The organism is Cupriavidus sp. USMAA2-4 (assembly GCF_001854305.1).
GTDB lineage: Bacteria > Pseudomonadota > Gammaproteobacteria > Burkholderiales > Burkholderiaceae > Cupriavidus > Cupriavidus malaysiensis.
Genome location: NZ_CP017749.1, coordinates 2,599,990 through 2,624,766, shown reverse-complemented (window position 1 = coordinate 2,624,766; position 24,777 = coordinate 2,599,990). Strand labels below are relative to the sequence as shown.

Below are 24,777 nucleotides of genomic sequence, written 5' to 3'. Positions count from 1 at the left end.
CAGTATAATACGAATTCGACTTCGTAAAACAATCTATTTGTATTGCATGGAGACCGCATGAACCACCCAGACTGGAACGAACACGGACGTCGGCAGCAACTGGCGCGCTTCGGCTACCGCACCGAGGCGCAGGCGCCGGCGCCACTCGCCTTCGACGCCGAATGGAGTCGCCTGCAGGCGGACTTCCCTTGCCCCCCCGGGCAGCGCGTGCCCACCTATGCGGCCCTCGACACCGCCGCCGCCGAACTCGCCAGGCAGTACATGCGCGACCGCTTCCAGCTCGACAGCCTGCTCAACCAATGCGACGCGATCCATGCCGACATCGTTGCCCTGGGGCCGCACCCGGAGGTGGTCGAACGCTACGCCAGCGCGCGCGACGCCTTCGAGGACGCGGTCGAGCGCTTCGGTGTGCTGCGCGGCCGGCTGCAGTCGGCTCTGGCCGCCGCAGCCGCCGCAGCCACCGCCGGTGACGCGCCTGGCGCCGGTGTGCCGGCCGATATAATCCGCCCATCCAAGGAGGATTCGTGATGGCGAAGGCGGCAACGACCAAGGCCCGGCAAGTCAGCTGGGAAGAGTTGAGCGCAGGGCTGGCCGGGCAGGTTCCCTTCTCGCCGAAGGCGATCATCAGCACGGTGTTCGGCGACATGCTCTCGCCCGGGCGCGGGTCGGTCTGGCTGAGCAGCATCGTGCAGCTGGTGAGCGCGTTCGGACTGGAAGCGTCCCACGTGCGCACCGCCGCGCTCAGGCTGGTGTACGACGGCTGGCTCGATGCGGTACGCAGTGGCAAGTACAGCTACTACTCGCTCAGCAAGGAAACGTTCGAGAACACCCGGGACTACTTCGAACGCGTCTATGGTGAGCCCAGGTCCGCCTGGGACGGCAGCTGGCAGATCGTGCTGTTCGAACCCGACAACCTTGACAAGCGTGTCGTGGCCGATCTCAAGCTGCGACTGCAATGGCTCGGCTTCGGGCCGTTCGCGCCCAATCTCTACGCGGCGCCGGGTAACGACCCCGGCGCCTGCCAGCACCTGGTGCGCGAGTTGAAGATCGAGGGCAAGGTGCAGATACTGAGCGCGACGCCGGCAAGCCAGATGGCGCCGGCGCCCATGGAGGCCACCATCCGCAAGGCCTGGCGCCTGGACGCGGTGGAGGCCGGGTACCGGGACTTCATCGCGCTGTTCGGACCGGTGCAGGCGGCGCTGTCGGACGGGGCGATTCCCCCGGCAGCCGCTTTCCAGGTGCGCACCCTGCTGGTGCTGGCCTATCGCCGCATCGTCTTGCAGGATCCCAAGCTGCCGCTGCAGCTGCTGCCCTCCTCATGGGCCGGCACCGAAGCCCATGCGCTGTGCCGCGCGCTGTATTTCCAGCTCCTGCCGCCCTCCGAAGTGTTTCTCGCCGAGACGGTGCAGACCAGCGAAGGCGTTCTCGCCCCCGTCTCGGACGAGGTATTGCGGCGCTTCGGCGGCGCGCCGTCCGCGGCGCCGGCCTTGCAGGGCCGGCGCCGGGCCGCAAAGGCGCCTGCGGCGTAGCGCAATATGGCGTCGCCAGTGCGGTCCATGCGCGGGCCGCACTGGCGCCGATCCGCTAAAGTCCGGAAGGTTCGTCAAGCGTCTTGCGCCAGCAGCCGGTGACGCGCGGCCTGATACTCGGCCTGCAGTTGCGCAACGATCCGCGCTGTCGGCAGAATCTCATCCATCAACCCGACGCCCTGTCCGGCCCCCCAGATATCCTTCCACGCCTTGATCTTGCTCGCGCCGCCCGAGAGATCCATCTTGCTCTTGTCGGATAGCGGCAGGTTGTCCGGATCCAGCCCGGCGTTCAGAATGCTCTGCCGCATATAGTTGCCGTGGACACCGGAAAACAGGTTGGTATAGACGATATCGGCAGCATTGGCTCCTACGATGGCCTGCTTGTAGCCCTCGGCGGCATTGCTTTCCTGCGAGGCAATGAAACGCGTGCCGATGTACGCGAGATCGGCGCCCATGGCGCGCGCGGCGAGGATGGCTTCACCGTTGGCAATCGCGCCCGACAGCACCAGCGGGCCGTCGAAGAATTTCCGGACTTCGCCGACCAGCGCGAAGGGGGACAGGGTCCCCGCGTGGCCGCCTGCGCCGGCAGCCACCACGATGAGACCATCCACTCCGGCTTCCAGCGCCTTCCGCGCATGGCGTACGCTGATGACATCGTGCAGGACGATGCCCCCGTAGCCATGCACCGCGTCGAGGATCTCCTTTACCGGTGCCTGCAAGCTGGTGATGAAGATCGGCACTTTGTGATCGATGCAGACGCGCACGTCACGTTCCAGCCTGGTATTCGACTGGTGCACGATCTGATTGACCGCGAGCGGCCCGACGGGCTGGCCAGGGTTAGCCGCTCTGAAGGCGCTCAGTTCCTCGGCGATGCGGGTCAACCATTCGTCGAGCAACTCCGGGTGGCGTGCGTTGAGCGTCGGAAAGGCGCCGACGATGCCCGCCTTGCATTGTGCGAGAACCAGTTCCGGATAGCTGACGATGAACATGGGAGAGGCCATCACGGGCAACGCCAGATTCTGCAGGATTGAGGGAAGGGCCATGGGCTCTGTTTCCTTGGGGATGATCGATATCAACGGTTTCAAGGCTGGAGGTCTGCTGCGGTCGGCTTCATGCGGCAGGGCCGAGTCTGCGGACGGCTTCCTCGAACAGGGAGTCTGCATCGGTCACGCTGGCACCGGCCCGCATGACGGCCGAGCTCAGGCCTTCGACCTGACTCAGCTGCCAGTCGGCAAAGTAGGACGAACAGGCTTCCAGTTCGTCGGCCAGCGAGGGCGGGCACCGGAACGCAGCCGTGCCGCTTTGGGCAAGTAACGCGGCATGAAGCAAGCGCCAACCACCGAAGAGCCTGCCGCAGGCCTCGAGATAGGCTTCGGCCACCGCGAGCGCGCTCTCGTTCCGGTCTTCGCCCTGCCTGACGATCCAGTCCGTGGCTGCGGTGACCTGCGACAGCGCCGCGGCAAGCTGGGCGCCGGCACGGCACAGGCGCGGCGCTGGCGAAGCTTGCAGGCGTGAGGCGGTATCCATTACCTTTCTGGCCATCAGTGCGAATGCCGCTCCCCCATCTCCTATTACCTTGCGATGCACCAGATCGTTCGCTTGTATGGTGGTGGTTCCCTCGTAGATGGTGGTGATCCGTGCATCGCGTACCAGCTGTGCTACGCCGGTGTCCTCGATATATCCGGCCCCGCCGAAGATCTGCAGCGCGGCATTGGTGGAGTCGACCGCCATTTCCGAAATCCAGCCCTTTACGATGGGGGTCAGGAAACCGAGCAAGCGCTGTGCCTCCTGCCGTTCAGCGGTTGACGCGGGGGAGCCGAGCGCATCGATCAGCGAAGCGCTGTAGTAGGTCAGATTGCGTGCGGCATGAGTATTGGCCTGTAGATTCAGCAGCGCGCGCCTGACTCCCGGATGATGGATGATCGCGACTGCTTTCCCGCCGGATGCCTTATGGCGCCCCTGGATGCGGGTGGCGGCGTAGGAGAAGGCCGCCTGGCTGGCACGTTCGGCTATGCCCGTGCCCTGCAGGCCGAGACTGAAGCGCGCCAGATTCATCATCACGAACATCGCATTGAGGCCCTGATTCTCTTCGCCGATCAAGAAGCCCTGGGCCCCGCCCATCTCGCCGTAGACCATCACCGCCGTAGGGCTGCCGTGAATGCCGAGTTTGTTCTCCAGCGCTACGCATCTGACATCGTTTCGCTCGCCGATCTCCCCGCTGCCGCCGACCAGGAACTTCGGCACGAGGAACAAGGATAGGCCTTTCACACCGGCGGGCGCATCCGGCAAACGGGCAAGTACAAGGTGGACGATGTTCTCGGCGAGATCATGCTCGCCAAATGTGATGAAGATCTTCTGCCCGGAAATCCTGTAATGCCCGGGACCCCGGCTGGGGTCCGGGATGGCCCTCGCGCGGATCAGCGATAGATCCGAGCCCGCTTGCGGCTCCGTGATGTTCATGGTGCCCGGCCAGGTTCCCGCCACCATCTTCGACGCATACCGTTCGATGATCGTGGCCGACGCCGAGGCAAGCAGTGCGTCGACCGCGCCGACGTTGCCCACCGGGCACAGCGCGAAAGCGGGATTGGCTGCATTCCACATTTCGGCAAGAGGCGCCCACGCCAGGCGCGTAAGTCCCAAGCCGCCAAGCTCAACGGGAAGCGGGGCGCCCGGCCAGCCACCGTCGATGAATTGCTTGTATGCGCTGCGCGCGGCTTCGGAGGTGGTGACCTTCCCGTCGGCGTGCAGTACGGGATGCGTGGTGTCCGAATGGCGGCTCAACGGCAGCAGGATGTCTTCGGTCAGGCGGGCGTTTGCGGCAAGGATGCCCTGGAACGTCTCCCAATCCAGGTCTTCCTTTACTGCCAATCGCGGGTTGCCATTTGTCGCGGTGGCAACGGCAAAGGCGAGCGCTTCAAGCGGGGCTACATAGGGTGTCATTCCGTTCTTCATTCTTCTTCCCTTTCTGGGTTGACTCGGCGGGTACCCCTCAGCGCTGTCCAGCCCGCAATGCAGGAACGGGTGCCTGCGAGGATGCGGATGCCCGCCGGAAGTGAGATTTCGTCGCTCACTGAGCTCTTGCAATGTAATACAAAATCATCTAACTTACATCTTAAATTTGTATTACCAAGTCGAGCGCATCGACTGGAGGAGCCAGATGAAACCACGAGGCCTGGTCGCACGGTGGCCTGCGTTCCGCGCATTGCTGCCATGCGTTGGGAGGACGCAGGTAAGAGGTGTATCGGACAAAGAGATTGCGCTGGGCGGCTACGGTCCTCTCAGCGGCATCGGTGCTTCCTGGAGAAGCACCAGCGCGAATGCCGTGCGTCTGGGCTTGGTCGAGGTCGATGCGAGGGGGCGCGATCCGTCCGGCGGTCCGCTCCCCGGCTTCGGTCAAGGCAGGCACACCGGTACCCGCCAACTGATTCTTCAGCAGGTGCATGGTGGTTGCCGGATACCGGTGGTGGACCAACCGTGACGCGGCAAGTGGCATGCGCGCCGGGATCCAGCGATCTTCCGCATGACGCCAGAGCGTCCGAGCCTGGCGCCGATCCGCTTTGACTCCAAGCCGAACCCAGTCTGCCAAACCGGCAGACAACGCGCCGTAGACCTGCGATCTGCCCCTTCTTTTTTTTCAACAGGAGAACAACATGAAGTACTACGACAAGGGAGATACCCTTCCTGCGGACTATCGGAAAGCCTTGATCCATTTGCTCAGCTTCCAGGCGGATTCCGAGTATGCCGGCGCCCAGCGGGTCGGCGAGAACCTCTGCTTCGCGCCGCGGCCGGAGGAGGCCTATCGGCTCGCCAAGAAGACGATGGAGGAATACGGCCATGCTTTCTATCTGTGGACCGTGCTGGAGGACCTTGGCATCGACGTAAAGCCCAGGCTTGCGGAACTGCGCGACCATCCTGAGAACCCCGACCCGGCGCGGGTCAACGTGATCAACGGGTTTCGCCGGTCCTACTGGCGCGACCAGTTCCAGTGCTGGGAGGACGTGGCGATGATGTCGTGCGTCGCAACCCCTGGCGCGGTGATCTTCCTGGGGCAGTACACGAAATGCTCTTACCTCCCCTGGGCCCGCGCCTCGGAACGGATCGCGCGCGAGGAGGTGGGGCACATGGGCTTCGGCCTGTGGGCCGTCAAACGTGCGATCGAATTCGGCGGCTCGCAAGCGTGGGAGCGGCTGCAACGGCGCGTGCCAAAGTTTCTGGCGATGGGGATGGGCATGTACGGCCGTCCTTCCCTGGCAGGGGAAACGCAGTCTGCCAATTTCGAGCGCTACTACGACATGGGTCTGAAGATCCTGCGGCCGGAAGCGTGCCAGGCACAGTACCTTGAACTCGTCAGAAAGCGCATTCAGGAGGCCGGCCTCGAGTGGGTCGACGACGTTCAGCCGGACTATGACCAGCGCATGGGCTATGCGATGGACGATCAGGAACTCGATTCACGGCTTGCCGCTGAGTAAGACGAGAGAACCCGAAAGGAGCAAAGATGTCATTGGTATTGTCTGAGCGCATCGGGCGCGTCGGGCTGGTCACGTTGAACCGGCCCGAAGCAAAGAACGCGCTGAACGAAGCACTGGTTCTCGAGCTTAGCCGCATTGTGAGTGCCCTCGACGAAGACCCGGAAATCGGTGCGATCGTCGTGACCGGCGGCGAATCCTGCTTCAGCGTGGGCGCCGATATCAAAGAGATGACCGAGAAGACATTCGCCGAAGCCTATGTGCGGAATTTCGTCAGCCGTGATTGGGAAGTGCTGTCGTATTGCCGCAAGCCCGTCATCGCGGCGGTTGCCGGCTACGCCATTGGTGGCGGCTGCGAGTTCGCGCTGATGAGCGATATCGTGGTGGCCGACGCTAGCGCGCGCTTCGGGCAGCCGGAGGTCTCGGTCGGCACCATTCCCGGCGGCGGTGGCACTCAGCGCCTGGCCCGCTCCATTGGCAAGGCAAAAGCGATGGAGCTCTGCCTGACGGGGCGGCTGCTTGGCGCGGATGAGGCGGAGCGCATCGGCATCGTCTCGATCCTGGTTCCAGCCGGGGACCATATCCGGACAGCCCTGGAAATGGCGGCGCGTATCGCCGGATACTCGCTACCCATTGTCGAGATGATCAAGGAAAGCGTCAACGCGGCCTTCGATACGGGCCTCAGCGGCGGCCTTCGCTTCGAGCGCCGCCTTCTGCACGCGACCTTTGCTCTGGATGACCAGAAGGAAGCCATGCGCGCTTTCGCTGACCGGCGCAAACCTGTCTTCCTTCATCGGTGAACATGATGCGAAATAGAGAGTGGCGCCTGGAGCGTCGGCCGGAAGGAGCGGTCTCCTCCACAGACCTCGTGCTTCACGACAGCCAGATCGGCATGCCGGACCGAGGGCAGTTCCTTGTTCGCGTGACCACCGTGTCGATTGATCCTGCCATGCGGGGATGGATGAGCCCGTTGCGCTCCTACATCCCGCCGGTGGCGCTCGGCCAGCCGATGCGGGCAATCTCGGCGGGCGTCGTCATCGCATCCCGCCACGCGGAGTTCCCGGAAGGCACGCGGGTTACCGGCCTGTTCGGCTTGCGCGAGCATGCGCTGTCGGATGGGCTTATGGAAGGTGTCGGCGTGCGCCGCATTCCGGACGATATCCCGGATGAGGTCGCGCTCGGCACTTGCGGTCTGGCGGGAATGACCGCCTACTTCGGTTTGTTCGACGTCGGCCGCCCGGCCCCCGGGGATACGCTTGTGGTGTCGGCAGCGGCGGGCTCGGTGGGCTCGGCCGTCGTGCAGTTGGGGCGACTGGCCGGATGCCACGTGATTGGAGTGGCGAGTTCCCGGCGCCGCGAAGCGGTGCTCGGCGATGGCGCGCACGAGGTGGTTGACTACACCGGCGGCGATGTCGACCAGCGGCTGAAGGCCCTGTGCAGGCAGGGCATCGATATCTACTTCGACAACGTCGGTGGCGCGGTGCTCGACGCGGCGCTGAAGCGGATCAATACCGGCGGGCGCGTCGTGCTGTGCGGCGGCATTTCGCAATACAACGCACGCAAGCCGGTCGGACCCGCCAACTACCTTGCACTGATCGGGCAGCGCGCCACCATGCGCGGCTTCGTCTATTTCGACTATGAGTCTCAGTTTGCCATGGCGGAGCAGCGGCTCTGGGACTGGCATCGTTCCGGAGCGCTACGCCAGCGTGTCGACATCGTCGACGGGATCGAGCATGCACTGCAGGCGATCGCGCGCGTGTTCGAGGGCAGCAACACCGGCAAGCAACTGCTGCGGCTGCATGGCGCGACAGGAGGAGAGTCGTGAGAATCATCAGACGGTATGCCTCTGCGCTCACCGTGCCGGCAGCGCGCCTGGAGGCGTTGCGGGCGCGCTTGCGCACCACCAGCTGGCCGGTGGCCAGCCCGGGCGCGGGGTGGTCCTTCGGCGTGGACCAGGAGTGGTTGCGCGCCCTGTCTGCCCGGTGGGAGGCCGGGGACGGCTTCGCCCTGCTGGAGAAGGCGCTGAACGCCGTGCCTTCCGTGTTCTTCGAGGTCGAGGCGGAAGGATTCGGCACCTTGCACGTCCATGCCTTCGTTGCCGGCGGAAGCGGTGATGCCCGGCCCATCCTGATGACGCATGGCTGGCCAAGCCTGCCGGTCGAGTACGTCCCGGTCATCGAGCAGTTGCGGGCGCGGGAGCGCCACGGCGGCGGCAGGGGAAGCCCTACGCTGGTGGCCCCCTCGCTGCCCGGGTTCGGCTGGTCGTCTGCGCCGTCCAGGCCGATGCATGCCCGGGACATCGCTCGCCTATGGCGGCTGCTGATCGACGAAGGGCTTGAACTCGGTCCCGTGATTGCGCACGGCGGCGACTGGGGTGCCGTGGTCTCCAGCTGGCTGGCGGTCGATGCACCGGAACGGGTTGCAGGCCTGCACTTGACGATGATGGGGTTGAAGCCGGATATCGACGCGTCAGACCCGCTTGACGACGCCGAGCGCTCCTGGATTCGCCACACCCAGAAACGGCTTGCCGTGGATGGCGGTTACCGCGAACTGCAGGCCAGCCGGCCATCCACGCTGTCGGTGGGGCTGGCCGACTCGCCAGCATTCGTGCTGGCATGGATCGCCGAAAAGCTGCACCAGTGGTCCGGCCCCGCTGCGCAGCAGGATCCCGAGCGTCTCCAGTCGGCAATCCTGACCCTTGCATCGAGCTACTGGCTGACCGGCAGCCTGGGCTCCGCCGCGTGGATCTACTGGGCCGACCGCCACGCGCCGCAAGCGCTGGCTGGCGGCGAGCGCTGCGTGGTCCCTACCGGATACTCCGGCTTCGGCGGCGGCTTCTTCCCGCCTCCGCCCAGCCGCTGGATCGAACGGGCGCACCGGCTGATCTATCGCAACGAGCATCCGGTTGGCGGACACTTTCCGGGGTGGATGGCAAGCGCGGCACTGGCGGATGAACTCCAGCGTTTCACTATTGCGCTGAATACCTGAAGTTGCCACTGTGCCAGCTACGCCGCAGGCGCCTTTGCGGCCCGGCGCCGGCCCTGCAAGGCCGGCGCCGCGGACGGCGCGCCGCCGAAGCGCCGCAATACCTCGTCCGAGACGGGGGCGAGAACGCCTTCGCTGGTCTGCACCGTCTCGGCGAGAAACACTTCGGAGGGCGGCAGGAGCTGGAAATACAGCGCGCGGCACAGCGCATGGGCTTCGGTGCCGGCCCATGAGGAGGGCAGCAGCTGCAGCGGCAGCTTGGGATCCTGCAAGACGATGCGGCGATAGGCCAGCACCAGCAGGGTGCGCACCTGGAAAGCGGCTGCCGGGGGAATCGCCCCGTCCGACAGCGCCGCCTGCACCGGTCCGAACAGCGCGATGAAGTCCCGGTACCCGGCCTCCACCGCGTCCAGGCGCCAGGCCTTGCGGATGGTGGCCTCCATGGGCGCCGGCGCCATCTGGCTTGCCGGCGTCGCGCTCAGTATCTGCACCTTGCCCTCGATCTTCAACTCGCGCACCAGGTGCTGGCAGGCGCCGGGGTCGTTACCCGGCGCCGCGTAGAGATTGGGCGCGAACGGCCCGAAGCCGAGCCATTGCAGTCGCAGCTTGAGATCGGCCACGACACGCTTGTCAAGGTTGTCGGGTTCGAACAGCACGATCTGCCAGCTGCCGTCCCAGGCGGACCTGGGCTCACCATAGACGCGTTCGAAGTAGTCCCGGGTGTTCTCGAACGTTTCCTTGCTGAGCGAGTAGTAGCTGTACTTGCCACTGCGTACCGCATCGAGCCAGCCGTCGTACACCAGCCTGAGCGCGGCGGTGCGCACGTGGGACGCTTCCAGTCCGAACGCGCTCACCAGCTGCACGATGCTGCTCAGCCAGACCGACCCGCGCCCGGGCGAGAGCATGTCGCCGAACACCGTGCTGATGATCGCCTTCGGCGAGAAGGGAACCTGCCCGGCCAGCCCTGCGCTCAACTCTTCCCAGCTGACTTGCCGGGCCTTGGTCGTTGCCGCCTTCGCCATCACGAATCCTCCTTGGATGGGCGGATTATATCGGCCGGCACACCGGCGCCAGGCGCGTCACCGGCGGTGGCTGCGGCGGCTGCGGCGGCCAGAGCCGACTGCAGCCGGCCGCGCAGCACACCGAAGCGCTCGACCGCGTCCTCGAAGGCGTCGCGCGCGCTGGCGTAGCGTTCGACCACCTCCGGGTGCGGCCCCAGGGCAACGATGTCGGCATGGATCGCGTCGCATTGGTTGAGCAGGCTGTCGAGCTGGAAGCGGTCGCGCATGTACTGCCTGGCGAGTTCGGCGGCGGCGGTGTCGAGGGCCGCATAGGTGGGCACGCGCTGCCCGGGGGGGCAAGGGAAGTCCGCCTGCAGGCGACTCCATTCGGCGTCGAAGGCGAGTGGCGCCGGCGCCTGCGCCTCGGTGCGGTAGCCGAAGCGCGCCAGTTGCTGCCGACGTCCGTGTTCGTTCCAGTCTGGGTGGTTCATGCGGTCTCCATGCAATACAAATAGATTGTTTTACGAAGTCGAATTCGTATTATACTGGGGGCGCGCACTTTGCGTACTCTCTGCGCCGGCCTGACCGCCATCCGCGGCTCCAGATGCCCGGCAACGCGGAGGCGTGGCACAGCAGACCTGAGCAGGCATTCCCTCCTGAAACGACCCGAAGGGGCATGCGTCCCCGCGGTCAACCATCAAAGGTGAGCTAGCAATCATGGCAGTCGAGACATCTCACATCACAGTTGCGGTATCGGATCGGGTAATGCACATCACCTTGAATCGCCCGGAAAAGAAGAATGCGCTGACAAGGCAGATGTACATCGCCATCGCAGAGCATCTGAAGCACGCGGCAAACAGCGCGGAGATAGCCGCGGTGCTGGTGACCGGCGCCGGCGCCTCGTTCTCTGCCGGCAATGACCTCGCCGACTTTATCGACGCGCCGGAAGACCTGGCCACCTCACCCGCATTTGCCTTCCTGGACGCGATCAGCACATTTCCGAAGCCATTGCTGGCCGCGGCGCAGGGACATGTGATTGGCGTTGGCATGACCTTCCTGCTGCATTGCGACCTTGTGCTGGCGGCGTCGTCGATCCGGGCAAGCGTGCCTTTTGTGCAGCTTGGTCTCTGCCCCGAAGCCGCCTCCAGCTATTTGCTGCCAGCAGCGCTGGGGCACCAGCGCGCGATGGCGAGCTTTCTGCTGGGGGAAAGCATGTCCGCTACGCAGCTGGCCGAAGCCGGTCTGGTTTACAAGGTGGTGGACGACGACGCCTTGCTCGCAACCGCGAAGGCATTGGCCGCCAGGCTGGCGTCGCTCCCGCTGCAAGCCGCCATGGCCACGAAGAAGCTCGTTAAGAGCCATGCCGCACCAGCTGTCAAGGCAGCCCTCGCCGCGGAAGCAAAGGAGTTCCAGCGCCTCATGCAAAGCGCGGACGCACAGGACAGATTCCGCGCTTTTCAACAACGCGCCCGCACGGCCTGATGCGCTACACGCTTTCGGTGTCCCGCAGCGGAAGCCCTCCAGTGTCCTGGATCACGAGTTCGTGGACCAAGTCCGCCCTGGATCCGTCCTGAGTCCGCCGATGGTCCGCACGACGCGTCGTCACGAATGCTCGCAAGGCCCCAGCCCTGCCCGGCTTCGCGCCTCGCCCCGCTCGGTTTCTCGACAGACTCAGTGATTCCACGAATTCAAGAATCAGGACACCGGCGCGGCGTCAGATCCGGCACTGCGGCAATCCAGCCATTCGTTGAAAGGAGACATCTTGGGAGCAATACTGATCTCTGTCAGTGCATCGATCATGCTGGCGCTCGGCGCCGTGCACCTGGCATATACCTTCGCCTCACGTAAACTCCACCCCAAAGAACAGGACGCGGCCGCAAAGATGCGGGCTTCCTCTCCGGTCATCTCCGGCCGGACAACCATGTGGAATGCATGGATCGGATTCAACGCCAGCCATAGCTTCGGCGCGATCCTGTTCGGATTGTTCTACCTGTACCTGGCGCAGGCTGCTCCCGGGCTACTGAGGGCATCCCTGTTTCTCCAGCTGGTCGGCGCATCGGCCTTGGCGGCCTATGCCGCCGTCGCCCAGCGCTACTGGTTCCGTACGCCACTGCTCGGCATACTGCTCGCCTTTTCCCTGTATCTCGCTGGCGCGATTGCGCTGGCGTCATAAGCCGACGCAACTCGGCACGCGCGGATCCGCTCTCTCGGGCAGCGCCTGCGGCGGTCCGCCGGCGCTCGTCATGCAATGTGTCCACTGCGCTGCGACCGCCGCGCAGACACGCCGGTTCCCCACCAGGGAATGACCGATCAGCCTCCACAGCAGACCCGCTTCGGAGCGCCCCCGAACGCTCGCGACAACCAGGCGACGGATCCGCACAGGCGCATCGCGAACACTTTCCTGACAACAGAGTGCGCGCCTTGCTCCAAGTCTTTCAACCAGAAATCGATCATACAAATGACGGAGGAGACCATGAGAATCCTTGCACGAATCTGCGCGTCGGCCGCGCTGTGCACCCCTGCCCTCGCCCACGCCCAGAATGTCCTGCTAGGCGGTCAGATCAAATTGGGGCTGGATGCCACGTCGGTAAGCGGAGCGGCAAATCCCGGCGGCACGGCGTCGCGCGTATTCCGGGAAAGCAACCAGACCAGCTTCTTCTTTCTCGACGGAAAGGAAGATCTCGGCAACGGCGCGAGAGCGCTCTACCATCTCGAATGGGACTTCTCCGCCGACACCGGCGCGCAGGGCGCGGGCCGGGCCTTCTATGTCGGCGTGGATAGCGCAACGTTCGGACGTCTGCAGTTAGGCCGGCAGTCGGTGTACTTCAGCCATCACTGGTTCATTACCGACACCCACGGCGCATTCGACGCGGCGCCCAGCGCCGCCAACTCGTTGAATGTGATCGGCTCCATCAATGGCGCCAACTTCGCGGGCAACTACCTCAACAACACCGTACGCTACGAAACGCCGGATTTCGGCGGCTTCGCGGTGATGGCATCGTACTCGTTCGATGCCGAGCAGCCCGGCGCGGGCCGCAATCGTACCTGGTACCTCAGCCCCAGCTACACCAAAGGCCCCTTGAATATCGGCTTCTACCATATGCAGCGAAACAGCCAGGGCATCCTGCCCTGGCAAACCGTGGGATCGCTCGACCAGATGGCCGACAAGCTCGCCTTTGGCTACACATACAACGGCTTGCGCCTCGGGGCCGTGGTGGATCGCAATCGCGTCGACGATAAAGTGACCGGCAGCAGGCAGGATCGCATTGCCTTCGCGGTTCCGCTTAGCTACGCGACAGGCCCGCATCTGTTCTCCCTGACATACGGACAGGCGCTGCCGGTGCACCAGAACGGCAGCACCTTGGCCGAAACCGGCGCGCGCATGTTGTCGGTCAGCTATCAATACAGCCTGAGCAAGCGCACCTGGCTGGATGTGACAGCGGTTGAGCTGCGCAACCAGAGCAATGGCCGTTACAACTTCTGGCTAGGCGGGCTCAACGGCTCATCTCCCTTGCCCTTGCAGGACGCCGGCGCACGGGTGCGCATGTACTACGCCGGTATCAAGCACCAATTCTGACGGCAGCGATGGCTGCCCGACTCGCCTGCGCCCGTCCTCGGCGCAGCCTTTCGGGTGGCCATTTCCGTCATCCGGCAAGCGTGCCGGCTCCGGATTCGCTACGCTGCGGCGGACCGGCCACCCACATCATCTGACCGAGGGCGCAGCGTGCTACTTGGGAGAGCCTGTCTTCACGACGTCGCCATCGGCACGCAGGGAATGACACGCAGGGAATGACACACAGGAAGTGGCACGGATCGATGGAAAAAGGGCGCACGTCCGCGGCCTGGAAGCCAGAATGCTCCTCCGCCATGCCCTGGGTGATTGCCGCCGGCAGCGCTGCCGCCGGCCCGGTCAGGCGCGTGCGGCCTGTGGTCCCGCCGGCTCGCCCGGCGAGCCCACGGCAAGAACTGCCCGAGCACGTTTAACCGGCTCAGCAGTTCGCAGACGTCGGCCGCCGGCCCGCAGCTTCCTGCCGGTCGACCGCGTATGCCGCAGCGCGCGGCCGCGCCCGAATGATGGCAAACGTGGAAAGCAGGCGACAACGCGCCGTCGCCGCCTGCGTGGCGTTGCACTTGACGGGCAACGTGCTTACCTGGCTGCTTACCTGGCCTTCTCCCGCTCCTCCTCGCGCAGGGCAAGACGGGAGATCTTTCCTGCGGCGGTCTTCGGCAAGGCCTCCCGCATCTCGAAGAGCTTCGGCATTTCCATCGGCGACAGGCGGCCGGACAGGAAGATACGTAATTCGTCGGCATCCAGCGCCGCCCCGGGACGCAAGCTATAGAACGCCTTTGCGGTTTCGCCGCGATAGGGATCGGGAACGCCGATCACGGCCACCTCGCTCACCGCCGGATGCTCGCAGACCGCGGCTTCGATCGCGGTAGGAAACAGCTTGTAGCCGCTAGCGATAATGACGTCTTTCAACCGGTCGACAATCTCGATGAATCCATTGGCATCCATCTTGCCGATGTCGCCCGTGCGCAGGAATCCGTCCGCTGTCATCACTGCCTGCGTCTCCTCCGGACGATTCCAGTAGCCCTTCATGACCTGCGGCCCTGTGGCGCAGATCTCACCCGCCTCCCCCGCTGGCAGTACTCGCGCAGGATCGGCAGGATCGCGGATCTGGATCTGCGTGCCCGGAATCGGAATCCCGATGGAGTTCACCGGGCCATCTGCGCAGTCAGGCATCATCGTCAGGCCTGGACTGCATTCGCTCAGGCCGTAACCTTGGCGGATACGCACACCGAAGCGCTCCAGGAAGCGCACGCCTGTTTCGGGCGGAAGCGGACCACCGCCCGCCATCACCTGGGTCATCCCGCGCCAGTTGACCTTGTCCGCGTCGGGGTGATCCAGGAAAGCCGTATAGATAGTCGGGACGGCCGCGAGATTGGTCACACCGCGCTCGATGCATAGCGTGATGGCCGCGCCGATATCGAACTTCGGCATCAGCACCAGCTCGGCGGCAACCGCGAGGCCGAGATGCATCAGCAAGGTCGTGCCGGTGATATGAAAAAGCGGCAGCGGGACAAGGAAGACCTCCTTGCCCTCTCTCAGCCCGCTCATCATCAGCCTGGCCTGCAGGGTATTGATCCAGAAGTTGTTGTGCGTCAGCATCGCGAACTTCGGCGTTCCGGTGGTGCCTCCGGTTGCCTGCAAGGCGGCAAGGTCTTCCAGCGGATCGATCGCAACGGCTTGCGGATGGCCTGCGTTCGCCAGGATCGAAGCCAGCGAGACCATGCGCGGCGCCAAGGCGGGCGCTGGCGAGTCGGCACCGGACCGCAGATCCGAAGCATCCATGCGGACAACGATCACCGATTCGACCACGCCCTGCTCCAGACACGCCGAGGCCGTCTCTAGCAAGCCGGGAAGATCCGCCACGACCAGGACGCGCGCGCCGCTATTGTGCAGCTGCGTAGCGATCATGCGCGTGGGATAAAGCGGATTGATCGCTACCGCTACCGCCCCTATCTGAAGCGCGGCGTAGTATCCGATCACAAAACCTGGATGATTAGGCAGCAGCAGGGCGATCCGGTCGGCCTTGCGCAGGCCATGCGCTTGCAGCCCTGCCGCCGCGCGCTGCACGAGATCCAGCGTTTGCGCATAGCTTAGGGTGAGACCGCCGAAGCTCAGGCAGTTCCGCTCCGGATACCGGCTCGCCGAACGGGTGAACAATGTCACCGGCGATCCTTCTTCCTCCCGATAGGACGCCAAGGCGCCGGCTGGATAGTACCTGTTCCAGGCATTCTGTTCCATTTGCGATGTCTCCATTTTTGCTTTTCCATTCCCGCTCTCATGAAGCCATGGGACCACGCGCAAACTCATGCCTCCGCTTCCGGCCGGTGCGAGTCGGCAATCCGCCGATCCGTCGTTGCCGCGGCCCATGGCTTTTCTTTCGCATTGCAGCGGCCTTTCCGTCCCATCAGCCTGCGGAGGCCCTCCACGCCTCCTGTGCTGAGCCCGGCCCGGTGCCTTGCCTTGCGCGGTCAGCAGACTTCGAAAAGACCCGCGGCACCCATGCCCATGCCGACGCACATGGTGACGACGACATACTTCACGCCACGTCGTTTGCCTTCAATCAGCGCATGCCCGACCTGGCGCGCGCCCGTGGCGCCATAGGGATGGCCGATGGCGATCGAGCCACCATTGACGTTCAGGCGCTCCTCCGGAATGCCAAGTCGATCCTGGCAATACAGCACCTGAACCGCAAACGCTTCGTTCAACTCCCACAGGCCGATGTCGTCCATCTTGAGGCCCGCACGCTGGAGCAGGCGCGGCACGGCGAACACTGGCCCGATCCCCATTTCGTCAGGTTCGCACCCCGCGACTGCGAAGCCGCGGTAGATACCTAGCGGTTCAAGGCCCTTTCTCTGCGCCAGCACCCCGTCCATCATCACGCACGCTGAGGCGCCATCGGAAAACTGGCTGGCGTTCCCTGCCGCCACGACGCCCCCCTCGAAGGCCGGCTTGATACCGGAAACGCTGGCGTAGGTGGTATCCGGACGGATGCCCTCGTCGGCCGAGATCGTGACCGACTCTTGCGCCGTTTCTCCAGTGTCCTTGTCGGTCAGCTGCTTGACGGTTGTCATGGGGACAATCTCGTCGGCGAACTTTCCAGCCCGCTGCGCGGCGGCGGCGCGGAGCTGGCTGTTGACACCATACTCATCCTGGCGCTGGCGCGAGATGCCGTATCGCTTCGCCACGATCTCCGCGGTCTGCAGCATGGAGAGATAGGCCGACGGCCTGTGCTCCGCGATCCACGCTTCGTGCAGCATGTGCGTATTCAACTGGTTCTGCACGCAAGAGATCGATTCGACGCCCCCCGCCACGATCACCGGTACGCCATCGGTCACGATGCCCTGCGCGGCCATCGCAATGGCCTGCAAGCCGGAGGAGCAGAAGCGGTTGACCGTGACGCCGCTGGCCGTGACCGGCAAGCCCGCGCGCAGCGCGCTTTGCCGTGCGATATTGAGGCCGTTGGCAGCCTCCGGATTGCCGCATCCGAGAACCAGGTCTTCCACTTCCTCCGGGTCGAGACCGGCGCGCTCCACTGCGTGCCTGACCACGTGCCCGCCCATGGTCGCGCCGTGCGTCATATTGAAAGCGCCGCGCCATGCCTTTCCCCAACCCGTGCGTGCGGTCGAAACGATCACTGCATCCTTCATGTTCACTGTCTCCCTTCGTTTAGTTAAAAGTGCCGTTGCTTTCGGCCAATTCGAGCAGCAAGCGGTGCGGCTGCCAGAACGCCGGGTCCGAGCCGGCCTGTTCCTGGAATCGCGCCATCGATGCGATGACTTCGCGCAGGCCCAGCGTGTCCGCGTAGTACATGGGGCCACCGCGGAATGCCGGGAATCCGTATCCGAGCAGATAGACGGCATCGATGTCCGAAGCCCGCTGCGCGATGCGTTCGTCCAGGATCGCCGCGCCTTCATTGACGAGCGCAAGCATGCAACGCGAGACGATCTCCTCGTCGGAGATCTGCCTGCGGGCCCTGCCGATCTCCGCGGAGTAACCCTCCACCAGTGCGCGGACAGCGTCGTCCGGCTTGCCTTCCCGGGCGCCCGGCTCGTAGCGGTAATAGCCAGCCCCGGTCTTCTGGCCGAAACGCCCCAGCTCGCACAGGCGATCCGGCAAGCGGGAATACACCACGCCGGGCACCTCGACGTAGCGGCGCTTGCGTACACTCCACAACACGTCCAAGCCGGTCAGGTCACCTGCGCGGAACGGTCCCATTGCCATCCCCCAGGCTTCGAGCGCGCGGTCAATCTGCTCGGGCAGCGCCCCTTCCTCCAGCAGGAAATAGGCTTGGCGCAGATACGGGTCGATCATCCGGTTGCCAATGAAGCCGTCGCAGACGCCGGACACGACCCCTGTCTTCTTCAGACGCTTGGCGAGCTTCATCACTGACGCCAGGACCTCCGCCGAGGTCTCCCTTGCCTTGACTACCTCCAACAGGGGCATCACGTTCGCTGGCACGAAGAAGTGCATGCCCACCACGTCGGCCGGCCGCGACGTTACCGCGGCGAGCTTGTCGAGGTTCAGCGTCGAAGTATTGCTGGCAAGAATGGCACCAGGCTTGCAAAACGTATCCAGCTGCCGGAAGACACCGGCTTTTGCATCCATGTCTTCGTAGACAGCTTCCACCACCACGTCGGCATCGCGCAGTTCTTCATAGGACAGCGTGGGCCGGATCAGCGCCAGGCGCTGGTCGCAATCGGCCCGCGAGAGCTTGCCGCGCCGTACCGACCCTTCATAGTTCGCACGGATCACCGCCAATCCGCGCTCCAGCGCGTCTTCCTTCATCTCCAGCAGACGGACCGGAATGCCGGCGTTGGCAAACGTCATGGCAATACCCGCTCCCATGGTGCCGGCGCCCACGACGGCTGCCGCGCGAAGCGGGCGGATCCCGGTCTGCACCGGCAGGCCGGCAATCTTCGCGGCCGTCCGCTCGGCGATGAACGCATGCCTAAGTGCGCCGGAAACCGGGCTGTCGAACAGCTTCATGAACGCTTCGCGTTCGAATGCCAGGCCAGCCTCCACTGGCATGGCCTCCGCCGCCCGCAGGCAGGCGATACACGCATTCACGGCTGCGGGCCACTGTCCTTTGCTGCCGGCCCGCTGCTCCAACTCCTGATAGAACAGCGGCGACGCCGGCGCCGGCATGGCGCGGTCGCGCAACAAAGACGCTTTCATGCCATCGCGCACGATCCGCTGCGCCAGGCCCAGGCAAGCCTCCAGCAGATCCTGCTCGACCACCAGGTCGAACAGGCCGGCCAGGCTCGGCGCATCGGCCCTGACGGGATCCCCGTTGCAGATCATCCGCGCGGCCGCCTCAAGGCCGATCGCACGCGGAAGGCGTTGCGTGCCGCCGGCGCCGGGAATCAGACCGAGCTTGATCTCCGGCAGCGCGATACGGCTCCCCGCCATCGCCACGCGGCAGTGCGCGGCCATGGCCAGTTCCAGCCCACCGCCCATGGCCAGCCCTTCGATACCCGCTATCACAGGCTTGGTGCTGGACTCGACAGCTGCCATCACGGCATGGATCGACGGCTCCACGAAGGCCTGCTGCGTATCGAACTCGCCGATGTCCGCGCCGGCACTGAACACGCCTCCCGCGCCAACCAGAACGATTGCCGACACCTCCGGCATGCCGGCGATACGCCCGATCGTTTCGATCAGCCGGCGCCTCAACGCAAGGTTGAGACTGTTCATCGGCGGATTGTCCAACTCGACGATAGCCACCCCATCCAGGATTTCTTTCAACACAGGCACGCGCTCCTTTCTCAATGCGTTAGCAGATAGATCACACACGGCACTCCCGTACCATTCGTCGCATATGCCGAGATCGACCGACGCATGGCAGGACGGCCGACAACGCGAGCCCCGGCACAGCATGGCTTCGTGATTCCATCTGCCTCCCCCAATCGATCGACCCGATAATGCAATACATATTTAAGTTCCACGTTATCCGTTTTTGTATTACATTGCAAGAACTCAGTGAACTACGGAACCTCACCCATGGCAGGCGTTCTCATCCTTGCAGGCTCTCAATCCGGCAACGCTTCCCTCGTTGCCGACCTCGCCGCGGAGCGGCTACAGGAGCTCGGCCTGGCCAGCCACTTCGTCGATCCCCAGCGGGACACCCCCCTTATCCTTGCCCAGGCCTCGGCCCTGCTCGTCTGTTGCGCCACCCACGGCGCGGGCGATGTACCGGATCCCATTCGCAGCTTCTACGCACAGTTGCTGGACGCCACCATTGAGCTGGGCCACATGCGTTACGGCGTGATTGCGCTGGGCGACCGGACCTATGCTGAGACGTTCTGCGGGGGAGGCCGCAGGATCGACGAAGCGCTGGCGGCGAAGGGGGCCGTGCGAATCGGAAGCCGCCTGGAGATCGATGCATCCAGAACGTCCTTCCCTGACGAGCCAGCCCTGGCCTGGCTTGAAGAGTGGGTACCGGCATTGCTGACTGCGGCGCAAGGCACGGCGCAAGGCACAGCGACAGGCGCGCTAAGCCAGAGCGATCCGCCTGGGAGCATTGGCAGTCCTGTGGCGATCCAGGCCTGAACGGCGAGCACCGCCCACCGGCACAAGGCTGGCCCCGTTCGTCGATGAACGGGGCCGGCACACATTGGAGAGCGCGCCAACGCAACGCACCCTCGGCGCCATGGGCCACGAGGCCAGGCAGGGGATCTCAAAAGAAGACGCCGTTGCGCTCGGCTACCTCAAGCGGCAACCGGCGGGCAGTCGGCGGCCTTCGGTAGTTTCTGGAGGGTCCCGCGTTCATTGAACAGGCGAAGACGACGAAGGGCGTCAAAGGCGGCGAGGCGCCACGGCAAGTCTTCTTTGAGCGGAACCAGTGGATCTTCGGCTATGGCCTCATTGACTTCTTCGTGACGGGATTCGACACCGGGAAACTCGGGGGCCGCTGAGCCGGCAGGCAACGGAAACCGGAAGCCCTACTCCAGGCTGACCTTGGCGGCAGCGATCACCTTGTTCCAGTTGCGCAGATCCGCCGCCAGCGTTGCCCCAAGCTCGCCGGAGGTGGAACTCCTCGGTTCCGCACCCTGGGCGCGCAGCCGGTCTGCCACCGATGGGTCGTTGACGACGTCCTTCACGGCCTTTTCCAACCGGGCTCGCACTTCGGCGGGGACGCCCCTCGGACCGAACACACCGAACCACGAGTCGACCACCATCCCGGGATAACCCGCCTCCTTGGCCGTTGGAAGCTGCGGGAAGACCGGCGAACGCTCGGAGCCGGTCACCGCGATGGCGCGCAACTTCCCGGCCTTGATGAACGGCAATGCGGTGGGAATGGTGGAGAACATGAGCTGGACCTGATTGCATGTCTCCTGGTTCTGAATATTCCGCGGATGCTTAGAAGCTGGCCTCGGCTTTCATTGCCGGTTGACCGTCGGCCAGCGCCGTCCAGAGCAGCAGGCCCTCGTCGCCAGGTCGGGCGTTGATGGAGAGTTGCTCCCCCAGGAAACTGGGCTGCAGCCCGCGGTATTCGAACCGCTTCAGCGCTTTGCCCGCCACCTCCTCCGCGTAGTTCGTGAGAAGCGTGGCGTGAAGCGGCCCATGAATAACCAGGTCCGGATAGCCTTCGACTTGCCGGCAGTAGTCGGCGTCGTAATGGATACGGTGACCGTTGAAGGTCAATGCGGAATAGCGAAACAGTGTCGTGGAGTCGGGCTTGAACCGGCGGCTGTGCGTCGCGATTCCCGGCGCAATCAGCTTCTCCTTCTTCGCGCCGGGCGGGGTCGCCTCTTTATAGACAATGTCGTGTATCTCACGAATGGCCAGCTTGCCGCCCGCGCTCAGTTCGTGCAGAACGCTGACGAAGACCAGGTCACCGCTGCGACCTTGCTTGTGCTGGATCGAGACGACCTGCGACGTCTTCTCGACAACGCTGTCGATGCGCAAAGGCTCATGGAATTCGAGACGCCCTCCCGCCCACATCCGGTTGGACAGGGGCACCGGTGGCAAGAATCCACCGCGGGCCGGATGACCGTCACGGCCGAGCGATTGTGGCGGCTGGCCTTCCAGGAAGAAAATCCAGTGCCACAACGGGGGAAGTGGTGCGCCACCGACAAGCCCCTCGCCGGGAATGCCGACCGTGGCGGCCATCAACCTCGCGTGGCGAGCGGACAGCATGTCCTGGTCCTTCTGCACTTTGCCAATCCACTGTTCCAGGTGGGCCAGATCAAGCTGGGTCATGCTGTCTCCTCTGTGGCAGCGGCAAACTCGGCCGCAATGCGAGCGGTATCGCTACCGAGTGCGGGGGCGCCGCGGAAGAATCCTTCGTCCCACGGCGTGCGTACGGCAGGAGCAATCATCTCCAGCATCCTGCCGTTCACAGGCATCGGCCAGGTGCGAAGCGCCGGATGCGCCCCGAACTCAGCCACGCTCCGTACCTGTCCGAAAGCCGTCTGGGCCTCGGCCAGCCGTTGCAGCGCTTGCTCGGTGCTGAGCGCACCGAAAACCTGGCCAATCCTGCTTTCCAACGCGTCCCGGTTCCTGACACGCGCGTTGTTACTGGAAAACTCTGCGCAGCTTGCGAGTTCGGGCTGTCGCAGGAAGACCCGGCAGAAAGCCGTCCACTCGCGCTCGTTCTGGATACTGATGACAATCTCACCGCCGTCCGCCGTGGCGAAGGCCCCGTAGGGCGCAATCGAGGGATGGCGCAGGCCTTGCCGCGTCGGAGCCCCCGCGCCAACTGTCTCGTGCAGGTAGGGAATCGTCATCCAGTCGGCGGCGCCGTCGAAGAGCGAGACCTCGATACCCAGTCCCTGGCCCGTGCGTTCACGCTGCGCGAGAGCGCTCAATACTCCGATCGTGGCGTTCATGCCGGCGCCGATATCGCAGATGGATACGCCGATGCGGCCGTAGGCTTCGGGGGCGCCACTGATGGCCGCCAGCCCGCTCTCGCACTGCACCAGCATGTCATAGGCCTTGAGATGGCTGACCTCGGCCCCGTCACCGTAGCCGCTGATGTCGCAGGTGATCAGGCGCGGATTGCGCTCGCGAAGCGAAGCACTAGAGAATCCGGCACGTTTCAATGCCCCGGGCGCCAGATTCTGGATGAAGATGTCGGCCGCGCCGATGATGCGATGGAGCAGCGCCGCATCGTCTGGCTGCTTGAAATCGATGACGATGGATTCCTTGCCACGGTTGGTCCAGACGAAATAGGAAGACTCCCCGTTCGCTGCGCTGTCGTAGCCTCGCGCAAAGTCGCCCTCCGCCCTTTCCACCTTGATGACGCGGGCCCCCATCTCCGCGAGCCTGTTCGTGCAGAGCGGCGCGGCCAGCGCTTGCTCGATTGCCACCACCAGGATGCCCTCCAGCGGCTTTTTCGTCTCTTCAACCGTTTCCATAGCCCTTCGTTGCTTGCCTTCGATGCCGGGCAGTATGGCCAAGGGGCGCCCCCTGGAGAATTGAGATGTCCCGAACTTACCGTTTGCCTGCTACAAACGAAGATCGGGAAGCGACGGCACTTCTGGCCGGAATCCGGCCCTGATGCGGGCTAGAATTAGCAAGACTTTGTCAACCTGCAACGATGTTTCACTACGACCTCACCGACCTTCGGGTCTTTCTCGCGGTGGCCGAGGAAGGTAACCTGACCCGCGGCGCCGCCAGGGTCCATCTCGCCCCGTCGTCCGTCAGCCTGCGCATCAAGGCGCTCGAGGACACCATTGGCGCCCCGCTCTTGACGCGCCAGGCGCGTGGCGTGGGAATCACCCCCGCAGGGCAGGTCTTGCTCGAACACTGCAGGCGCTGTCTCGCACACCTTGAGCAGATGCACGCGGACCTGCTGCCCTTTGGCAACGGCCTGCCGAGCCACGTCACGCTCTTTGCGAACAACAATGCGATCAGCTCTTTCCTGCCCGATGACCTGTCCAGGTTCTTCCAGGCACATCCGAACGCGCGGGTGACGCTCGAGGAAAGAATGAGCCATGACATCATCGGAGCCGTCGCCGCCGGACGCGCGGATATCGGCATCGTCGCGGTGGACGCACCGCGGCACACGGACCTCGAGTTCATCCCCTACCGCGATGACGAACTCATCATCCTCGCCCCGCTGGGCACCGAGCTATCCAGGCAGAAAAGTGCCCATTTTTCCGCCTGCCTCAAACAGCCCTTCATCAGCCTCCGGCACGGCGCGGCCTTGCATACCTTCCTGATGAACCATGCAACGGCCCTGGGCGGCCGCCTGGATGTCATGGTCCAGGTCTCGGGCTATCGCGCGATCGCCAGGCTGGTGGCTTCCGGCGCAGGCATCGGCATCGTGCCGCGCTCGGCACTGCAGCCTGACGACCTCAGCGAGCTGGCGGCCGTCACCATCGACGAACCCTGGTCGATGCGCCATCTGCATATCTGCATCCAGCGCGATCCCGTCGTGCCGAACATCATCCGCGACCATCTCGTGGCATTGCTCGCCGATGCCGGCAAGGTGTAGCGGGGCCGGTACCGGTACCGGTACCGGTCTCGGCCATGACCGTCCGCTCGTTCTTCGCCGTTCTTCGCCGTTGTTCACTGTTACGGAACTCGCCGAAACCAGCGACTGCGCCCACTCCCCGATGGACCTCGATCCGGTGGCAATGTGGCGGCGGATCGAGACCTTTGTCACCGCGCCGAGCGTGGCCAGCGCTCCGGGTGGCCGGCTCACGGCCGCCTCTGTAAGATGCGGTACATCCGGCCGCGAGCCCGCGCCAAGACTTCGAAACACCATGGAAGACAACGCCTACCTCTCGTTTGACGCATTGCAGGCCCTTGCCCGTCAGACGGATGCCGTCACCACCGACTGCGCCTGCAGCGCGCCCACCTTGGATGCCTGGACGAGCCTGCCGGTTTCCTTCCCCGAGCAGCAGCTCAGCGAACTCGGCACCCTTGTTCGCGACCTCTACACCGAGGCGACATTCGAGGAATACCACCCGCAGGACACCGGCCTCTGGTCCGTCGAGGCACCGATTGCACCGCGCTACTATCCCTGCAATCGATGCACCGTGTGGCAGTGCCGCACTTGCGGGCGGGTGTACTTGCGCTACGTGGAAGGCGGAGGATACTTCGTCGACCCGCGCATCCGCCGGCTGAGGAACCGGGTTCTCGTCGATGCGCCGCTTTCGGAGTAGTCGCCCTACGGCATCTTCCTATCGAGTTCCCACGGCGAGGCGAGCGCATACAGGGCAGTAGGTCGGCAACGTCAGTCTCTGCCCCACCCTTGCCGAAGCGACGCCCGTCAT

Annotated in this window: 22 protein-coding genes; 12 read left to right on the top strand and 10 right to left on the bottom strand. The window is 64.5% G+C overall.

What is annotated here, in order from left to right; all coding sequences use genetic code 11:
- Positions 1-57: 57 nt before the first annotated feature.
- Positions 58-528 (top strand): hypothetical protein, encoded by a 471-nt coding sequence (locus tag BKK79_RS31465; protein WP_071039808.1) that lies wholly within the window; start codon positions 58-60, stop codon positions 526-528.
- Positions 528-1,529 carry a PaaX family transcriptional regulator gene (locus BKK79_RS31460; RefSeq protein WP_071039809.1) on the top strand — a complete coding sequence of 334 codons (1,002 nt, stop codon included), beginning with the start codon at positions 528-530 and terminating at the stop codon, positions 1,527-1,529. The genes BKK79_RS31465 and BKK79_RS31460 overlap by 1 nt, the downstream gene beginning before the upstream one ends.
- A 74-nt stretch (positions 1,530-1,603) precedes the next feature.
- Here BKK79_RS31460 and BKK79_RS31455 read toward each other — a convergent pair whose 3' ends face one another.
- Together BKK79_RS31455 and BKK79_RS31450 are read right to left on the bottom strand one after the other, a co-directional pair.
- The gene (locus BKK79_RS31455) at positions 1,604-2,572 is read right to left on the bottom strand and encodes an NAD(P)H-dependent flavin oxidoreductase (protein ID WP_071039813.1); all 969 of its coding nucleotides are present in this window, start codon (positions 2,570-2,572) and stop codon (positions 1,604-1,606) included.
- A gap of 67 nt (positions 2,573-2,639) precedes the next feature.
- Positions 2,640-4,481: an acyl-CoA dehydrogenase gene (locus BKK79_RS31450; protein ID WP_084085410.1), complete on the bottom strand. Its 1,842-nt coding sequence runs from the start codon at positions 4,479-4,481 to the stop codon at positions 2,640-2,642.
- A 698-nt stretch (positions 4,482-5,179) separates the two neighbouring features.
- On the opposite strand from BKK79_RS31450, the gene BKK79_RS31445 reads away from it, so the two are divergent.
- The 4 genes from BKK79_RS31445 to BKK79_RS31430 are packed head-to-tail and all read left to right on the top strand — an operon-like array spanning position 5,180 to position 8,983.
- A complete protein-coding gene (locus BKK79_RS31445) occupies positions 5,180-5,998 on the top strand; it encodes a Phenylacetic acid catabolic protein (RefSeq protein ID WP_071020886.1) in 819 nt (272 codons plus the stop codon).
- A gap of 26 nt (positions 5,999-6,024) precedes the next feature.
- Positions 6,025-6,795, top strand: coding sequence for an enoyl-CoA hydratase-related protein (locus BKK79_RS31440; protein ID WP_071020889.1), 771 nt, complete (start codon positions 6,025-6,027; stop codon positions 6,793-6,795).
- A gap of 2 nt (positions 6,796-6,797) precedes the next feature.
- Positions 6,798-7,820: an NADP-dependent oxidoreductase gene (locus tag BKK79_RS31435; protein ID WP_071039811.1), complete on the top strand. Its 1,023-nt coding sequence runs from the start codon at positions 6,798-6,800 to the stop codon at positions 7,818-7,820.
- On the top strand, positions 7,817-8,983 hold the full coding sequence (locus BKK79_RS31430) for an epoxide hydrolase family protein (RefSeq protein ID WP_071039810.1): 1,167 nt from the start codon (positions 7,817-7,819) through the stop codon (positions 8,981-8,983). Before BKK79_RS31435 ends, BKK79_RS31430 begins: the two co-directional genes overlap by 4 nt.
- 17 nt (positions 8,984-9,000) lie before the next feature.
- On the opposite strand, the gene BKK79_RS31425 is transcribed toward BKK79_RS31430, so the two are convergent.
- Both BKK79_RS31425 and BKK79_RS31420 read right to left on the bottom strand, forming a co-directional pair.
- The gene (locus BKK79_RS31425; protein ID WP_071039809.1) at positions 9,001-10,002 is read right to left on the bottom strand and encodes a PaaX family transcriptional regulator; all 1,002 of its coding nucleotides are present in this window, start codon (positions 10,000-10,002) and stop codon (positions 9,001-9,003) included.
- Positions 10,002-10,472: a hypothetical protein gene (locus BKK79_RS31420; protein WP_071039808.1), complete on the bottom strand. Its 471-nt coding sequence runs from the start codon at positions 10,470-10,472 to the stop codon at positions 10,002-10,004. The genes BKK79_RS31425 and BKK79_RS31420 overlap by 1 nt, the downstream gene beginning before the upstream one ends.
- Positions 10,473-10,746: 274 nt before the next feature.
- Here BKK79_RS31420 and BKK79_RS31415 point away from each other — a divergent pair, with 274 nt between their 5' ends.
- From BKK79_RS31415 to BKK79_RS31405, 3 genes are all read left to right on the top strand, one after another.
- Complete coding sequence (locus BKK79_RS31415) at positions 10,747-11,463, top strand: enoyl-CoA hydratase-related protein (RefSeq protein ID WP_198173354.1); 717 nt, start codon at positions 10,747-10,749, stop codon at positions 11,461-11,463.
- Positions 11,464-11,743: 280 nt separating this feature from the next.
- Positions 11,744-12,154, top strand: coding sequence for an LIC_13387 family protein (locus BKK79_RS31410; protein WP_198173353.1), 411 nt, complete (start codon positions 11,744-11,746; stop codon positions 12,152-12,154).
- A gap of 300 nt (positions 12,155-12,454) precedes the next feature.
- Positions 12,455-13,558 (top strand): porin, encoded by a 1,104-nt coding sequence (locus BKK79_RS31405; RefSeq protein ID WP_071039806.1) that lies wholly within the window; start codon positions 12,455-12,457, stop codon positions 13,556-13,558.
- Positions 13,559-14,140: 582 nt separating this feature from the next.
- On the opposite strand, the gene BKK79_RS31400 is transcribed toward BKK79_RS31405, so the two are convergent.
- From BKK79_RS31400 to BKK79_RS31390, 3 genes are all read right to left on the bottom strand, one after another.
- Positions 14,141-15,790 (bottom strand): AMP-binding protein, encoded by a 1,650-nt coding sequence (locus tag BKK79_RS31400; RefSeq protein ID WP_198173352.1) that lies wholly within the window; start codon positions 15,788-15,790, stop codon positions 14,141-14,143.
- 230 nt (positions 15,791-16,020) lie between these two features.
- A complete protein-coding gene (locus tag BKK79_RS31395) occupies positions 16,021-17,199 on the bottom strand; it encodes an acetyl-CoA C-acyltransferase (protein ID WP_071039805.1) in 1,179 nt (392 codons plus the stop codon).
- A gap of 19 nt (positions 17,200-17,218) precedes the next feature.
- The gene (locus BKK79_RS31390) at positions 17,219-19,306 is read right to left on the bottom strand and encodes a 3-hydroxyacyl-CoA dehydrogenase NAD-binding domain-containing protein (protein WP_442873261.1); all 2,088 of its coding nucleotides are present in this window, start codon (positions 19,304-19,306) and stop codon (positions 17,219-17,221) included.
- A gap of 246 nt (positions 19,307-19,552) precedes the next feature.
- On the opposite strand from BKK79_RS31390, the gene BKK79_RS31385 reads away from it, so the two are divergent.
- Positions 19,553-20,101 carry a flavodoxin domain-containing protein gene (locus BKK79_RS31385; protein WP_071039804.1) on the top strand — a complete coding sequence of 183 codons (549 nt, stop codon included), beginning with the start codon at positions 19,553-19,555 and terminating at the stop codon, positions 20,099-20,101.
- 392 nt (positions 20,102-20,493) lie between these two features.
- Here BKK79_RS31385 and BKK79_RS31380 read toward each other — a convergent pair whose 3' ends face one another.
- The 3 genes from BKK79_RS31380 to BKK79_RS31370 are packed head-to-tail and all read right to left on the bottom strand — an operon-like array spanning position 20,494 to position 22,911.
- Positions 20,494-20,898, bottom strand: a complete 405-nt coding sequence (locus tag BKK79_RS31380) for a Bug family tripartite tricarboxylate transporter substrate binding protein (RefSeq protein ID WP_442873309.1) — start codon at positions 20,896-20,898, stop codon at positions 20,494-20,496.
- 13 nt (positions 20,899-20,911) lie between these two features.
- Entirely contained in the window at positions 20,912-21,754 is an 843-nt protein-coding gene (locus tag BKK79_RS31375; protein WP_071039803.1) for an FAS1-like dehydratase domain-containing protein, read from the bottom strand.
- Positions 21,751-22,911: a CaiB/BaiF CoA transferase family protein gene (locus tag BKK79_RS31370; protein WP_071039802.1), complete on the bottom strand. Its 1,161-nt coding sequence runs from the start codon at positions 22,909-22,911 to the stop codon at positions 21,751-21,753. Before BKK79_RS31370 ends, BKK79_RS31375 begins: the two co-directional genes overlap by 4 nt.
- 182 nt (positions 22,912-23,093) lie before the next feature.
- Between BKK79_RS31370 and BKK79_RS31365 the strand changes: the two genes are divergently transcribed.
- Positions 23,094-23,993 carry a LysR substrate-binding domain-containing protein gene (locus tag BKK79_RS31365; protein WP_071039801.1) on the top strand — a complete coding sequence of 300 codons (900 nt, stop codon included), beginning with the start codon at positions 23,094-23,096 and terminating at the stop codon, positions 23,991-23,993.
- A gap of 271 nt (positions 23,994-24,264) precedes the next feature.
- On the top strand, positions 24,265-24,666 hold the full coding sequence (locus BKK79_RS31360; RefSeq protein WP_071020922.1) for a hypothetical protein: 402 nt from the start codon (positions 24,265-24,267) through the stop codon (positions 24,664-24,666).
- The last annotated feature ends 111 nt before the right edge of the window (positions 24,667-24,777 follow it).

Excerpts from the sequence above, each read along its gene's own strand:
- BKK79_RS31465 (WP_071039808.1), top strand. The coding sequence starts at position 58 with ATGAACCACCCAGACTGGAACGAACACGGACGTCGGCAGCAACTGGCG.
- BKK79_RS31460 (WP_071039809.1), top strand. The coding sequence starts at position 528 with ATGGCGAAGGCGGCAACGACCAAGGCCCGGCAAGTCAGCTGGGAAGAG.
- BKK79_RS31455 (WP_071039813.1), bottom strand. The coding sequence starts at position 2,572 with ATGGCCCTTCCCTCAATCCTGCAGAATCTGGCGTTGCCCGTGATGGCC.
- BKK79_RS31450 (WP_084085410.1), bottom strand. The coding sequence starts at position 4,481 with ATGAAGAACGGAATGACACCCTATGTAGCCCCGCTTGAAGCGCTCGCC.
- BKK79_RS31445 (WP_071020886.1), top strand. The coding sequence starts at position 5,180 with ATGAAGTACTACGACAAGGGAGATACCCTTCCTGCGGACTATCGGAAA.
- BKK79_RS31440 (WP_071020889.1), top strand. The coding sequence starts at position 6,025 with ATGTCATTGGTATTGTCTGAGCGCATCGGGCGCGTCGGGCTGGTCACG.
- BKK79_RS31435 (WP_071039811.1), top strand. The coding sequence starts at position 6,798 with ATGATGCGAAATAGAGAGTGGCGCCTGGAGCGTCGGCCGGAAGGAGCG.
- BKK79_RS31425 (WP_071039809.1), bottom strand. The coding sequence starts at position 10,002 with ATGGCGAAGGCGGCAACGACCAAGGCCCGGCAAGTCAGCTGGGAAGAG.
- BKK79_RS31420 (WP_071039808.1), bottom strand. The coding sequence starts at position 10,472 with ATGAACCACCCAGACTGGAACGAACACGGACGTCGGCAGCAACTGGCG.
- BKK79_RS31415 (WP_198173354.1), top strand. The coding sequence starts at position 10,747 with ATGCACATCACCTTGAATCGCCCGGAAAAGAAGAATGCGCTGACAAGG.
- BKK79_RS31405 (WP_071039806.1), top strand. The coding sequence starts at position 12,455 with ATGAGAATCCTTGCACGAATCTGCGCGTCGGCCGCGCTGTGCACCCCT.
- BKK79_RS31400 (WP_198173352.1), bottom strand. The coding sequence starts at position 15,790 with ATGGAACAGAATGCCTGGAACAGGTACTATCCAGCCGGCGCCTTGGCG.
- BKK79_RS31395 (WP_071039805.1), bottom strand. The coding sequence starts at position 17,199 with ATGAAGGATGCAGTGATCGTTTCGACCGCACGCACGGGTTGGGGAAAG.
- BKK79_RS31385 (WP_071039804.1), top strand. The coding sequence starts at position 19,553 with ATGGCAGGCGTTCTCATCCTTGCAGGCTCTCAATCCGGCAACGCTTCC.
- BKK79_RS31375 (WP_071039803.1), bottom strand. The coding sequence starts at position 21,754 with ATGACCCAGCTTGATCTGGCCCACCTGGAACAGTGGATTGGCAAAGTG.
- BKK79_RS31370 (WP_071039802.1), bottom strand. The coding sequence starts at position 22,911 with ATGGAAACGGTTGAAGAGACGAAAAAGCCGCTGGAGGGCATCCTGGTG.
- BKK79_RS31365 (WP_071039801.1), top strand. The coding sequence starts at position 23,094 with ATGTTTCACTACGACCTCACCGACCTTCGGGTCTTTCTCGCGGTGGCC.
- BKK79_RS31360 (WP_071020922.1), top strand. The coding sequence starts at position 24,265 with ATGGAAGACAACGCCTACCTCTCGTTTGACGCATTGCAGGCCCTTGCC.